Origin of the sequence: Mangrovicoccus ximenensis (assembly GCF_003056725.1) — a bacterium.
Taxonomy (GTDB): Bacteria; Pseudomonadota; Alphaproteobacteria; order Rhodobacterales; family Rhodobacteraceae; genus Mangrovicoccus; species Mangrovicoccus ximenensis.
The window spans coordinates 302,562-315,212 of record NZ_QBKZ01000025.1 but is presented as its reverse complement, the minus strand read 5'-3'; the positions used below and the strand labels follow the sequence as shown (position 1 = coordinate 315,212).

The following is a 12,651-nucleotide window of genomic DNA, read 5'->3' as shown; positions in this document are numbered from 1 at the left end:
TCGGGATTTCTGCGGGGAGGCGAGGGATGTCCGGAACGGGCGGAGCGAATATCTACGAACAGGGTCTGGACAAGACCGGGGCGAATTTCGAGGCGCTGTCGCCCTTGAGCTTCCTGGCGCGGACCGCCGACATCTATCCCGACAACCTGGCGGTCAGCTATGGCGAAGTGCGCCGCAGCTGGTCCGAGACCTATGCCCGCTGCCGCCGCCTGGCCTCGGCGCTTTCGGCGCGCGGCATCGGCAAGGGCGACACGGTCGCGGTGGCGGGCCGCTCCTCGCCAATGATCCGCATCTGGAACTGACCGCGCCGTCGATCTGGTATCTCGCCGAGCTGCAGCTGCCCGGCGGCGGCGTGATCGGCGGCACGATCCCCGGCATGCCGAACGTGCTGATCGGGCGGAACNGGCGATTTCGCCTGGGGGCTGACCAGCGCCTATCTCGACGACCAGGACCTGCATATCGAGGAAGTAAACCCGGAGGACCCGTCGCAATACCGCGGACCGGACGGGTGGTTGCAATTTGAAACCGAGCAGGTGCTGCTGCAGGTGAAGGATGCCGCGCCGCGCACCCTGACCCTGCGCCGCACCGAGAACGGCCCGGTCCTGCCCGGCACGGTCTACGAACTCTCGGAGATCACCCCGCCGGGCCATGTCATGTCGCTGAACTGGACGGTGCTCGACCCGGCCGACACCACCATGACCGCCGCGCTGCGGCTGATGCAATCGCGTTCGGTCGCCGAAGCCACCGAGGCGGCGCGCGGCATCATTGCCCCGGCGCAGGTGCTGACCATGGCAGACGGCACGCATGTCGGCATGCAGCTGATCGGCCGCCAGCCGNAAGCGCGATCCCNGCGATGCACGGCCGCNGGCGCCATTCCCTCGCTCGGCTGGGTCGCGCAGAACCGCTGGGACGGCTACCTGCCCTACGAGGACAATCCGCGCTTCCGCGACCCCGCGGGCGGCATCCTCGGCAATACCAACAACAAGTTCACCGACGCCCCCTATCCGCGCCATGTCAGCTTCACCTGGGGCGACACCCAGCGGGTGCAGCGCTGGCAGCGGCTGATGCAGGACCGCGAGGTCCACACCCGCGAGAGCTTCATGGAAGCGCAGCTCGACACCGTCTCGGTCTCAGCCCGCACGCTGCTGCCACTGGTCGGCGCCGATCTGTGGTACACCGGCGACGCCGCCGCCGAGGGCACGCCGGAACGCCGCCGCCGCGAGGCGCTCGATCTTCTGGCAGACTGGAACGGCGAAATGAACGAGCACCTGCCCGAGCCGCTGATCTACATGGCCTGGATGCGCTTCCTGCAGCAACGGCTGATCGAGGACGAGCTCGGCGGCCCGCTGGCCGCGACCTTCTCGCATGTCGAGCCGCTGTTCATCGAGCGCGTGTTCCGCAATGTCGACGGCGCTGCCGCCTGGTGCGACGTGGCCCAGNTCGGACCGGGTCGAAACCTGTGCGGAAATCGCCCGGCTGTCGCTCGACGACGCGCTGGTCTGGCTGGACGAGACCCATGGCGGGCGGCTGGAATCCTTGCGCTGGGGCGATGCCCACCAGGCGCGGCACGACCATCCCGTGCTGGGCAGCGTGCCGGTGCTGAACTGGCTGGTGAACATCCGGCAATCGACCTCCGGCGGCGACCAGACCCTGGCGCGCGGCCAGACCAAGGGCACGGGCCCCGATCCGTTCGCCAATGTCCATGCCTCGGGCTATCGCGGCGTCTACGACCTGGCCGATCCGAACGCCTCCCTCTTCGTCATCGCGACCGGCCAGTCCGGCCATCCGCTGTCACGCCATTACGACGACCTCGGCGAGCTCTGGCGGCGCGGCGAATACATCCCGATGACGCTGGATCTGGACCTGGCGCGGGCCGGAGCCGAAGGCACGGTCTGGCTCAGGCCGCCGCGCCGGTAGCGTGGTTAAGGGCTCTGCAAGGGTTGCCGTGCGACACCGGGTCCAGCGACCCGATTGCAAGGTGAAACCGCCATGTCAGAGCCCTTTGCCCAGGACCTTTCCCCCGAGGATGCCGGAACCGAGCATCCGCTGCACCGCGCAACCCGGCTGCTGGGCGACCGCTGGACGCTCCTGATCCTGCGCGACATCATGTTCGACGGCACCCGCTGCTTCCGCGGACTGCGGCAGAATTCGCGCGAGGGCATCGCCAGCAACATCCTGGCCTCGCGGCTGAAGCGAATGGTGGCGGACGGCCTGCTGACCCAGGCAGAGCGGGCCGACGCGCATCAACGGCGCCCCTATGCCCTGACCGAGACCGCGATCCAGCTCGTGCCTGCGATTGTCGAACTCTGCGCCTGGGGGCTCGAGGACGCGCCCGGTCCGGGCGATCTGCGCCCGCGGCTGTTCTATGGCGGCGGCCAGCGCCTCTGGCGGCGGTTCCAGAGGGAATTGCGGGAGGAGCATCTGATGGGCCGCGAACCGGACATGACCATCCGCACCCGGCTCTACGAGGTCGAAGGCGACGTGCTCAACGGGTTTGGCCCGATTGCCTTGCCGGAAGCACCGAGGGCTGCCTGAGTTCCCTCATCCAGCCCGGTTGCAATCTGAAATCGCCGCGCCGGCTCAAAACTCTTCTCCGCGATTAGTGGTGTCAATTTGCGGAGCGCATCGGGGGAAGATAACGGCGCCGAGGATCACTGGGTTGATTTCCTTTGGGAACTGCCCCGGTTTTCCATCGGGAATTCACCGGCCCGCAGTCCAGGGCGCCCGGTTCATGCGGCGGTCAATGCCAGTCACTTCTCCGTCCCGGGTCCTGCTGCCCCGGCGTTGGCCTTCCCTCGGCAGCTGTCGTTGCCGGTCTCGGGGAACGTGCAATTGCCTGCCATTGATTGGTATCCGCTGGCGCTGTTGCGCAAATCAGGGGGATTCATCTCGTCGATGGCCGGGGCGCTGCTGCGCTACGGACCAGGCGAGGCGGCGCCGCTGGCGCTCGCGCAGCACGGCTTCGGCATCAACCGGATCGTGCCCGGCGACGGCTGGATCGCCTATGGCGCGGTCGATGGCGGCACGCGGGTCCTGGACCCGGAGACCGGCGCGCAGATCGCCGATCTGACGCTGGAGCGCCGCCCGATCCTCGCCATGGCGCATCACCCCGCCACGCAGCAGCTGGCGGTGGGCGACGGCGAGGGCTTCATCATGGTCGTCGATACGGCCAGCTGGCGGATCGACCGCGATTTCCGCGCCACGCGGCAGGGTCCGGTCTGGGCACTGGCCTTCTCGGCGGCGGGCGACGTGATCCATGCCGGCGGGCTTGACGACATTGCCTATTCGTGGCCCGTCGAGATGCTCGACGCCTTCGAACCCGGCATTTCAGGCGCGCGCTCCTTCCTGCGCGAGGCCGCCACGATGCCGAACGGCGAGCGGCAGTTCATGCGCAAATGCTCGATCTGCCACGCTCTGGAGCCGGGGCCGTCGCGCAAGGCCGGGCCCACGCTGCACGGGCTCTTCGGCCGCGCGGCAGGCAGCCTGCCCGGCTATGCCTATTCCGACACGCTGAGCGGCTCGGACATCGTCTGGGACGCCGCAACCATCGACGCGCTTTTCGACGAGGGCCCGGACCATTACATCCCGGGGTCGAAAATGCCGATGCAGGTGATCGCCGCGCCGGATGACCGGAGCGACCTGATCGCCTATCTCAAAGTGGCCACCAAAGGAAAGTGACCCGCCATGAAAGCCATGTTCTCCGGTTTCGCCGCCATCGCCCTGATCGGCGTTGCCGCCTATTTCGGCCTGCACGCGCTCGGCCTCTCGTCCGAGCACGTCTTCTCCAGCCCGAACGTCCGGGTCGACTGAGGGCCTGCGCGTGACGCCGAAGGACGCAAGCCGGGACGATTACGGGCCGATGCTGGCCGGGGCTTCGGTCCTGGTGGTCGATGACGAGCCCGGCATGCGCAATTTCCTCGTGAAGCTGCTGGCACCCCGGGTTCAGAAGGTCGAGGCGGCGGGCTCCGCGGCCGAGGCCACGCAGATGCTCGACGCGGCGCATTTCGATCTGGTGATCCTCGACAATGTCATGCCGAAGACCACCGGGCTCGACTGGCTGGCCGAGCAGACCCGGCGCGGCTTCTTCGGCGACACGATCCTGGTCACCGCCTATGCGGATCTGGAAACCGCGATCGCCGCGCTGCGGGCCGGGGTCAGCGATTTCGTGCTGAAGCCGTTCCGCGCCAACCAGATCCTCGGCGCGGTGGCGCGCACGCTCGACCGCAAGTACCTGCGCCGCGACAACGCGCTCCTGCGCCGGGAACTGCGCAGCGGCCAGCTCCAGGGCAAGCTCCTGGGCACCTCCGACGGCATGGTCGAGGTCCGCGCGATGCTGGAGAAGCTGGCGCCGCTGCCGACCCCCGTGCTGTTCACCGGCGCCAGCGGCACCGGCAAGGAACTGGCGGCGCGGCAGCTCCACGAGCTGTCGGAGCGCGCCGAGAAACCCTTCGTGCCGGTAAACTGCGCTGCGATCGCGCCCGAGCGGATGGTGCAGGAACTGTTCGGGAGCATCGGCGCCGACGGGCGGCTGAAGCCGGGGCTCCTGCTGCTGGCCGATGGCGGGACGCTCTTCCTCGACGAGGTGGCGCAGATGCCCGAGCCTCTGCAGGCGGCGCTGCTGCGGGTGCTCGAGGACCAGCGCATCCGCCCGGTCGGCGCCGAGCGCGAGCTGCGGCTGAACCTGCGCTTTCTCTTCGCGACCAATGCCGACCTGCGCGCGCTGGTGGCCGAGGGCCGGTTCCGCGCCGATCTCTACCACCGCATCGACGTGCTCCGGGTCGAGATGCCGCCGCTCAGCGAACGGTCCGACGACATCCTCGAGCTGGCGGCGCTCTTCATGACGCAGTTCTCCCGCGCGCTCGGCATGCCGGGGCTGGAGCTTGATCAGGAGACCCTGCTGAAGCTGCGCCGCTATGGCTGGCCCGGCAATGTCCGCGAACTGCGCAACCTGGTGGAGCGCTCGGTGATTCTCGGCGGCTTTCCCGAGGAATTTGCCGGCGGCGGCGCGGTCACCGGGACGCAGGCGATCGAAGATCTGGACCTGGTGGTGCAGCGCCACATCCTGCACATGCTCGACCGCTGCGACGGCAACCGTGCCGAGGCGGCGCGGCGTCTCGGCGTGTCGCGCAAGACCATCGACCGCAAGCTGGCGCAATGGGGCGAGACGGGCGTTCCGTCCTGACAGCGTCGGCTGTCCCCCTGCCGAACGTCATAGGGTTCTGGGAGCTCGTGACGGGCTTGGCGTCCCGCACAGGCTGGCTCCTGCCCGCAGTTTTCCGCGATCGGGGGAAGCCGGGTCCGCCCGCCGGGCGATCCGAGGCCCGATAGGTCGCGGAAAGGGCCCGGCGGCGTTCCGTGCCGGGCCATCTCCGCCGCCGGTTGCAGCATCCCGATGGTGCTCCGGACGGTCTGGAGCGGCCTGCGCGGGCAAGCAGAAGCAATTCATTTCGCGGGCAAAATCCGGAAGGGGGACGAGGACGCCGGTGCGTGCCGAGGCTCCGGACCGTCGGGAGCAGCGCCATCCCGGCCGGTCCTTCTGCTGCCGCACGGTTCACGCAGCATGCCGGTCAGGAAATCTTGTGATCCGGTCCGGCGGGACATCGAAATGGATTGCTGTGCCTGCAGGCGGCGCGGTCCGGTTGCGCCGTATCGGCATGCGGTGTTGCGGGGCAGGCCGTCCGTCCGGCCGGGCGGCACTGGGACCGATCCTTCCGGGGCGTGCGGATCGCGCCGGACGGGCTGCCTGTGCCGTCGAGGCAGTCTGCCGTGGCGCCCCGGGGCCGTCCGGGCTGCGTCTGGATGGCGGACCGGGGGTCGCGCCTGAGCGTCTGCGGGGATGGCAGCGCCCTGCAATGGCGATCGCCGCCCCGCCGCCTGGGCTCCGTTCCGGCCCGGTCGCCAATTCCGCCTGTTCCGCTCCCGCTTGCTCCGCGCGCCGCCGCCGCGCCTCCGTCCGGAAACATGTCTGGCCCGGCCCGCAGGCAAATCAAAGCCAGGCACCGGTCAATTTTAGTATAATTATTGTCATCATTGGCAGTACACCGGGCCGGCTAGGCTCCGGCGGAGCGGAGGCGGCCGGCCGAAAGCGGCACAAGGACAGGCAAGACGTGCAGTGACCAGTATCGAACTCGACATTTCCCGCGGCGAGTTGATCCGCAACGGCAAGGCCCACAGGCTGCGCCGCAAGACGCTGGCGGTCATGGTGGCGCTGGCCGAGCGCCAAGGCGAAACCGTCAGCCAGGACGAGCTGCGCGGCCTCGTCTGGGGCAGCCGCCATGGCAGCGAGGCGGGACCGAAACAGTGCATCCGCGAGTTGCGCCAGCTGCTCGGCGACAGCGCCGCCGATCCGCAATTCATCGAAACCGTCGGCCGCAGCGGCTACCGCCTGATCCGGCCGGTCCCGCTTGCCGAAGGCTCCGTCCTGGAACGCAGCAGCCGCGCGGCCCTCTGCGTCGGCCGCGCGGGGGTCGCGCCGGGCGCCGCGGGCTCGATGCCGCGGCGCCCGGCCTGTCGTCACGTCCGGATCAGAACGCCGCCGGGGCGTCGAGCTCCACCACCTGCCAGGGCAGGCCATGCTTGTTCAGCATGTCCATGTAGTGGTCGGGATCGAGCTGCTCCATGTTCCACACGCCCGGCTGGGTCCAGTTGCCCAGCAGCACCTGCGCCGCGCCGATCATCGCCGGAACGCCGGTCGTGTAGGCCACGGCCTGCGATCCCACCTCGGCGAAGCACTCCTCGTGGTCGCAGATGTTGTAGATGTAGTAGGTCTTCTCGCCCGAGCCGTCCTTCGCCGGACCGGTCGCGATGTCGCCGATGCAGGTCTTGCCGACGGTCTTCGCGCCCAGGTCGCCCGGGTTCGGCAGCACGGTCTTGAGGAACTGCAGCGGGATGATCTCGACGCCGTTATGCATCACCGGCTCGATCGAGGTCATGCCCACGTTCTCCAGCACGGTGACGTGGTTGATGTACGCATCGCCGAAAGTCATCCAGAACCGCGCCCGCTCGATCTCGGGGTTGTGGGCCGACAGCGACTCCAGCTCCTCGTGATACATCAGGTACATGTTCTTCTCGCCGACGCCGGGGAAGTCGAACGCGACCTTGGTGGTCATCGCCGGGCTCTCGACCCAGGCGCCGTTCTCCCAGTGGCGGGCCGGCGCGGTCACTTCGCGGATGTTGATCTCCGGGTTGAAGTTCGTCGCGAAGGGCAGCCCGTTGTCGCCGCCGTTGCAGTCGAGGATGTCGAGCTGCCGGATGCCCTCGAGCTTGTGCTTCTTCAGCCAGGTCGCATAGACAGAGGTCACGCCCGGATCGAAGCCGGAGCCCAGGATCGCGGTCAGGCCCGCTTCCTTGAACTTGTCCTGGTAGGCCCACTGCCAGCTGTATTCGAACTTGGCCTCGTCCTCGGGCTCGTAATTCGCGGTGTCGAGATAGTTCACGCCCGCCTCGAGGCAGGCATCCATCAGCGCCAGATCCTGGTAGGGCAGCGCGAGGTTGACCACCAGCGACGCGCCGGTCTGGCGGATCAGCGCGGCGGTCGCGGCCACGTCCATCGCGTCGATCCCGTACGTCGAGATCTCGACGCCGGTCCGCTTCTTCACCTCGACGGCGATGTCGTCGCATTTGGATTTCGTGCGGCTGGCCAGGTGGATCTCGGAGAAGATCTCCGGATTCATCGCCATCTTGTGCACCGCGACCGAGCTGACGCCGCCCGCGCCGATGACCAGAACTTTGCTCATGACTGTATCCTTCCCGATGAAGCAGTTGTCCCCCTCTTGGCTGGGTTGCGGCGAATTATCAATCCGTCCTTCCGGCAATGGCCTGGCTTTTACGGAAACATCATATTCAGCGTCAGCTGGTCGGGAAGCCCGGTCTCCGCCAGGCCGCGGGCCTTCTGGAACCCGGCGAGCGCGGCAGAGAACGCGGCGTCGAAATCTCCTCCGGCGGTGGACAGGCCGCTGCCGCGCTCCTCTTCCAGGACCTGGCGCACGCGTTCGAGGATGACGGCAGGCAGCATGACCGCGCGGCCTGAATTGCGGGCCTGGACCATCGGCGACTCCGCGACCTGGCGATAGGGTGCCAGCACCGCGGCCAGCTGTCCGGTGGCCTCGATCATCTGCGTTCCGGGATGCCCGAGGCAGAAGCGGCGCAGCTTCTCCATCAGAACCGGCGTGGTCTGCCAAGGCGTGATGTCATAGGTGTCCGCCTGCAAGGCATTGACCGCGGTGAGGAAACCCTCGGTCCAGGCGGCGAAGCCCGCCACCTTGACGCGGTCTCCGGCCTCGAGTGCCGCGGTGAAATCCGAGCAGGGCGCCGTTCCGGCGCCGTCGGCCTTGAACTTGCCGTCCTGCGATGCGGCCGCGGCCGCCAAGGGCAGAAGCAGGGCGGCTGCGAGGCCGGGGATCATGCGGGTCATGGGGCTGTCCTTGCGCAGCCGCCCCCACCGGAGCGCGGGGGCGGCGGTTTTCCGGGAGGCGGGCTCAGGCCGCATTTTCCGGATTGCGCGGCCTCGATGCGAACGGCAGGACGGCCGGGAGACGCCAGCTGCGCCGCGGCAGGGGCTTGCGGCCTTCGCCTCCCGCGCCCAGCCCTGCCGGCATGGCCGCTGGCGCTGCTGTGCATCATCGGGAGCAGGACCTCCGTTCACCGGGTCCCGAGGTCCGGCTGAAGCAGTCGGGCATGTGAAGGCCTGTGCAGGACAGGCGCGGCGGCTGCCGCAGCGATCCGCCGGGACTGGAGGCGCCCGCGCAGCGGTCCATCGCTCCGGCAGAACTGCAGTGCTGCAGAAGCCGGCCTCCGGACGTGATCCCTCTTTCCCCACATGAGGTCAGACCGCGCATTCGATCTCGGCAGTGCCGTGGCCTTGCGTGGATTCGTGAATGAGCGGCGAGCGCCATCGGTCCTGGCGCAGCCGCGAATGATGCAGATGAGAGTTTCGGCGGTCAGGGTCTCTGGCCTCGATACGCTTTCCGAATGCTTCCGGTCATCGCATCTTCGCCCCGATCCGGCTCCGGGCGCGGTCTCCGGCCCGGCGCTTCCGGAACGCCCTGCATAGTACCGGCCTGCCCGCAGGGGTTGGTTTCCGGCGAGCGCAGCCGGGCGGTTTTCCTTCCGCAATCGAGCACTCTTGCGGATGGGAATGATCGGAACTGCGCCAGGCTCGAGATTTGAGGCGTGGAAGCGGCAGATGTCATGGGCACCATCGGCAGTCACGGTGCCGATATCCCCGCCCTCTGGGACCTCCTCCGGCAGATCAGGCAAGGCCGGGCTGCCGGCCTCTCTGTGCGAGGTGGCTGGCTCCATGGCCAGATGGAGCTTGCGCCATTGGCGCCGGTCCTGAACACCGGGCTTCCGGGCTTCCGGGCTTGCCACTCAGCCGTCTTGCTTCCGCGGTGCCAGCGCTTCCACGGTACCGCTTCATTCACCGAGGAGCTTGACGCCGGTGCTGTCCGCTGCCCGAGAGGGGACCCGCAGGGTCAGCCGCGCGGCAGCTTGCCGATCCGGGACCCGGACCTCGAGGGCCTTCTGCCTGCCCCACAGCGTGGACCAGCCCGGCCAGGCGCAGCGGGCTGGCCACCATCCCGATGGTCTGCCGGGGCTGCGGCCGGAACAGGCCCTTGATTGGCAAGCGAAACCGGGTTGCCGCCTTCGGGATGACCGGCGGGCGTCCCGCACGGCCCATGACGATGCCCTCAGGACGCGTGGGGCATCGTCATGGGCGCACCAGTTCGTCCTGCGGCTGCGGGCGGGCTTTTCTTTGCACTCAAACTCCGACTAACCGCACGGATTTCGAATATTAATTCGTTGCACCAGGAGTTGTGAAACAATGCTGTTTTCAGCTGCGGTTCCGGGACCGATCCGGCTTCCCCAGCCGCAGGCGGACCGGCCGGCCTCCGGCAGCGGCCCGTTTTTGCCAGTCGGGACAGCGGGCGGCGCCTCGGCCATCCGCATCGGGGCCTGGCAAGCCCTGAGAAGGCTGGGCAACTGGGCGCTCCGCGGCAATCGGCCGACGATCCGCTTTCCCGCCACGGCGCCGGGCGCAGCTGCATGGCGGTCTTGAACCGCGTCAGGGCGCGCGGCATGGCCGGAACGAAGGCTGAGCCGGAATATGGAACGGAAAGGGCTGCCCGCGCGGCTGCGCCCTTGCAGGCAATGGCGCTCCGGACCGGCTTGCGCGGCGGGCGGGCGCAGTGCCGCTTTCCGGCCCGGGATCTGCGCGCCGCCGGGCCGGTGCCGCCGGTGGTGCTGGCCTGGGCGGCCGGGATGGCGGCGATGCTGGCGGCGCTCTGGGCAGGGCATCTCGACTGGGGGCTCGGGCTGAAGCAGACCATCAAGTCGACCGTCGGCTGGGCGAAGGGCTGGGCGCTCCTGGCGCTCTTTCCCTTCGCCGGCGCGGTGCTGCCCATCCGGCGCGAGATCCTCGTGCGCGGGCAATGCATCGTCGGGCTCTGGACGCTGGCTCTGACGCCGATCCTGTTCATGGCGCCGCAGATCGGGCTGCCCGAGCGGCTGTTCACCTCGCCACTGAAGGCGGTGGGCGGCCCCGGACCGGAATATTTCACGGTGTTCTTCTTCACCTGGGATCCGGGGAGCTGGACGCCGCGCTGGCAGTTCTACGCGCCCTGGTCTCCCTTCGCCGCGCTGCTCGGCGTGATCCAGGTGTGCTTCGCGCTGGAGGAACGCCGGATCAAATGGCGCGCCATCGGCGTCGCGGCAGGGGTGACGATGATCCTGCTGTCGAAATCGCGCATGGGGCTGGTCGGGCTCGTCGCCTGCACCGTGGGTCCGAGGATGATGCCGCTGATCCTGTGCGGCTGGGCCTGGCATGCGGTGGCCGGGCTGGCGGGCGAGCTGCGCACCAGCCGCGGCTTTTCGGGCGCAGCCTCGGGGACGGGCGCGGGCGAAAGGCATCCCGCCAGCCCCAGCAGCATCGCGGCGGCTGCAATGCCGCAGGTTCTCCGCCCCCATGCCACCATGGCGTGTCAGCTCCCGGCTGGTCCGCGCGACTTGGCCGAGGCCAGGGTGTCGCGCAGCTCGGCTTCCATCTGGAGCAGGTCCTGCTCCGCGGCGGCGCGCTTCGCCTTGCCCTCGTCGGCGATGCGCAGGGAGTCCTCGATCGTCGCGATCAGCTCGGCATTGGCAGTCTTGATCGCCTCGATGTCGTAGACGCCGCGCTCGGTCTGTTCGCGCACCTGGGCATTGGCCTGGCGCAGGTTGGCGGCATTCGAGGTCAGGAGTTCGTTGGTCAGGTCGCTGGCCTCCTTGACCGCATTGGCGGCGGCGGCCGAGCGCTGGATGGTCAGCGCCTGCGCCAGCTGGGTTTCCCAGAGCGGCACGGTATTGACCAGCGTCGAGTTGATCTTGGTGATCAGCGCCTTGTCGTTTTCCTGCACCAATCTGATCGAGGGCAGCGACTGCATCGTCACCTGCCGGGTCAGCTTCAGGTCATGCACCCGGCGCTCCAGATCGTCGCGCGCGGCGCGCAGGTCGCGCAGCTCCTGCGCCTCCATCACCTGGTCGCCCTCGGGCGCCGCGGCGATCTCGGCCTCCTTGGCGGGGATGTCATTGGCGTCGATCGAGGCCAGCCGCATCTCGCCGGCCGCGATGTAGAGCGCCAGCTCGTCATAGAAGGCCAGAGTCTTGCCGTAGAGCAGGTCGAGCCCCTTGATGTCCTTCAGGAGCGTGTGCTCGTGCTTTTCGAGGCTGCCGGTGATCTCGTCGATCTGGGCCTGCACATCCTCGTATTGCGACATGAATTTCGATACGTCGCCGCGCTTGCCGGTCAGCTTCTCCCACCAGCTGCGCTTGCGGCCGGGGTCGAGCTCCTCGGTGGAAAACCCGCGGATCGTCGCCACCATGTCGCGCAAGGAGTCGCCCGCCGGGCCGAGATCCTTGTTGCGCACATCGGCCAGCATTGCCTGGCTGATCGACTGCAGCTCGGCCTGCGCGGCGGAGCCGAAGCCGATGATCGTGCCGGTGTCGCCGATGCGGATCTCGGCCATGCGGCGCTCGATCTCGGCCTGTTTTTCCGGCGGCAGGGCGGGCGTCTCGGCCGGTTCGGGCAGTGCCGCCGCGGCTAGGCTGGCGATTTCGGACTGAAGCTTGGTGTCGGTCATTCGTCTGTCCTCGGCGCGCTCAGATGGGGCTCCCGCGACAGCCGCTCTCTCAGCACTTCCATCTCGATGTCAAGCTGGGAACGGTCGTCCAGAAGCAAGGTTTCCGTCTTCTTCGAAAAATTCCGGTCGAGGTCGTCGAGCAGCGCCATGAAATCGCTGCGCGCGGCCGGTTCGCGGCTGCGGGCGTAATAGGCGGCGTATTTCTCGGACGCCTCGCGGGCACCGGACAGGTAGACCCCGAGATACTTGCGCGCCGCGGTCAGGTCGCGCGGATCCTGCTCGACAGTGCGGAACATCTCGCGGGCGGTGGCCTGGAAGCGGGCGACGACCAGCTCCAGTTCGCGGTCCTTCAGCGGATCGAGCGCGCGGTGCATCGCGGCCAGCTCCGCCTCGGCGCTGTCGACGGCGCGGGCGACGCGGCCGGACTGGAAATCGTCCGAGGCGATGCCCTTGCTCTTCATCGGGTCGGGGCCGAAGGCCAGGGCGTGGAGCCCGGCGCCGATCGCGCCGAGCAGAACGCCGACCGTCATGCCGCCAT

The 12,651-nt window shown here is 68.5% G+C and carries 8 protein-coding genes and 4 pseudogenes; 8 read left to right on the top strand and 4 right to left on the bottom strand.

What is annotated here, in order from left to right:
• Positions 1 to 26 precede the first annotated feature (26 nt).
• From C7T91_RS37420 to C7T91_RS40185, 7 genes and pseudogenes are all read left to right on the top strand, one after another.
• On the top strand, positions 27 to 302 hold the full coding sequence (locus C7T91_RS37420; RefSeq protein ID WP_108263473.1) for an AMP-binding protein: 276 nt from the start codon (positions 27 to 29) through the stop codon (positions 300 to 302).
• Positions 185 to 1,917: pseudogene (locus C7T91_RS29370) on the top strand (penicillin acylase family protein); the annotation flags it as partial. The gene C7T91_RS37420 and the pseudogene C7T91_RS29370, both read left to right, overlap by 118 nt.
• A gap of 72 nt (positions 1,918 to 1,989) precedes the next feature.
• On the top strand, positions 1,990 to 2,535 hold the full coding sequence (locus C7T91_RS29365; RefSeq protein WP_108263380.1) for a winged helix-turn-helix transcriptional regulator: 546 nt from the start codon (positions 1,990 to 1,992) through the stop codon (positions 2,533 to 2,535).
• Between the two features lie 348 nt (positions 2,536 to 2,883).
• Positions 2,884 to 3,678 (top strand): annotated as a pseudogene (locus C7T91_RS29360) (c-type cytochrome); the annotation flags it as partial.
• Positions 3,679 to 3,684: 6 nt separating this feature from the next.
• Positions 3,685 to 3,810 (top strand): hypothetical protein, encoded by a 126-nt coding sequence (locus tag C7T91_RS38230; protein WP_269102701.1) that lies wholly within the window; start codon positions 3,685 to 3,687, stop codon positions 3,808 to 3,810.
• Positions 3,811 to 3,859: 49 nt separating this feature from the next.
• Positions 3,860 to 5,182: a sigma-54-dependent transcriptional regulator gene (locus C7T91_RS29355; protein WP_108263472.1), complete on the top strand. Its 1,323-nt coding sequence runs from the start codon at positions 3,860 to 3,862 to the stop codon at positions 5,180 to 5,182.
• 1,017 nt (positions 5,183 to 6,199) lie between these two features.
• Positions 6,200 to 6,328, top strand: a pseudogene (locus C7T91_RS40185) (hypothetical protein); the annotation flags it as partial.
• A gap of 196 nt (positions 6,329 to 6,524) precedes the next feature.
• Here C7T91_RS40185 and C7T91_RS29345 read toward each other — a convergent pair.
• Positions 6,525 to 7,736 carry a saccharopine dehydrogenase family protein gene (locus C7T91_RS29345; RefSeq protein WP_108263378.1) on the bottom strand — a complete coding sequence of 404 codons (1,212 nt, stop codon included), beginning with the start codon at positions 7,734 to 7,736 and terminating at the stop codon, positions 6,525 to 6,527.
• 89 nt (positions 7,737 to 7,825) lie between these two features.
• Positions 7,826 to 8,413 (bottom strand): peptidoglycan-binding domain-containing protein, encoded by a 588-nt coding sequence (locus C7T91_RS34045; protein WP_201742297.1) that lies wholly within the window; start codon positions 8,411 to 8,413, stop codon positions 7,826 to 7,828.
• A gap of 1,736 nt (positions 8,414 to 10,149) precedes the next feature.
• On the opposite strand from C7T91_RS34045, the pseudogene C7T91_RS29335 reads away from it, so the two are divergent.
• Positions 10,150 to 10,851, top strand: a pseudogene (locus C7T91_RS29335) (O-antigen ligase domain-containing protein); the annotation flags it as partial.
• Positions 10,852 to 10,979: 128 nt separating this feature from the next.
• On the opposite strand, the gene C7T91_RS29330 reads toward C7T91_RS29335, so the two are convergent.
• Both C7T91_RS29330 and C7T91_RS29325 read right to left on the bottom strand, forming a co-directional pair.
• Positions 10,980 to 12,113, bottom strand: coding sequence for a toxic anion resistance protein (locus tag C7T91_RS29330; RefSeq protein WP_108263377.1), 1,134 nt, complete (start codon positions 12,111 to 12,113; stop codon positions 10,980 to 10,982).
• Positions 12,110 to 12,643: a 5-bromo-4-chloroindolyl phosphate hydrolysis family protein gene (locus tag C7T91_RS29325; protein WP_108263376.1), complete on the bottom strand. Its 534-nt coding sequence runs from the start codon at positions 12,641 to 12,643 to the stop codon at positions 12,110 to 12,112. Before C7T91_RS29325 ends, C7T91_RS29330 begins: the two co-directional genes overlap by 4 nt.
• Between the last annotated feature and the right edge of the window lie 8 nt (positions 12,644 to 12,651).

Coding starts and splice junctions, on each gene's coding strand:
- C7T91_RS34045 (WP_201742297.1), bottom strand. CDS start 8,413: ATGACCCGCATGATCCCCGGCCTCGCAGCCGCCCTGCTTCTGCCCTTG.
- C7T91_RS29330 (WP_108263377.1), bottom strand. CDS start 12,113: ATGACCGACACCAAGCTTCAGTCCGAAATCGCCAGCCTAGCCGCGGCG.
- C7T91_RS37420 (WP_108263473.1), top strand. CDS start 27: ATGTCCGGAACGGGCGGAGCGAATATCTACGAACAGGGTCTGGACAAG.
- C7T91_RS29365 (WP_108263380.1), top strand. CDS start 1,990: ATGTCAGAGCCCTTTGCCCAGGACCTTTCCCCCGAGGATGCCGGAACC.
- C7T91_RS29325 (WP_108263376.1), bottom strand. CDS start 12,643: ATGACGGTCGGCGTTCTGCTCGGCGCGATCGGCGCCGGGCTCCACGCC.
- C7T91_RS38230 (WP_269102701.1), top strand. CDS start 3,685: ATGAAAGCCATGTTCTCCGGTTTCGCCGCCATCGCCCTGATCGGCGTT.
- C7T91_RS29355 (WP_108263472.1), top strand. CDS start 3,860: ATGCTGGCCGGGGCTTCGGTCCTGGTGGTCGATGACGAGCCCGGCATG.
- C7T91_RS29345 (WP_108263378.1), bottom strand. CDS start 7,736: ATGAGCAAAGTTCTGGTCATCGGCGCGGGCGGCGTCAGCTCGGTCGCG.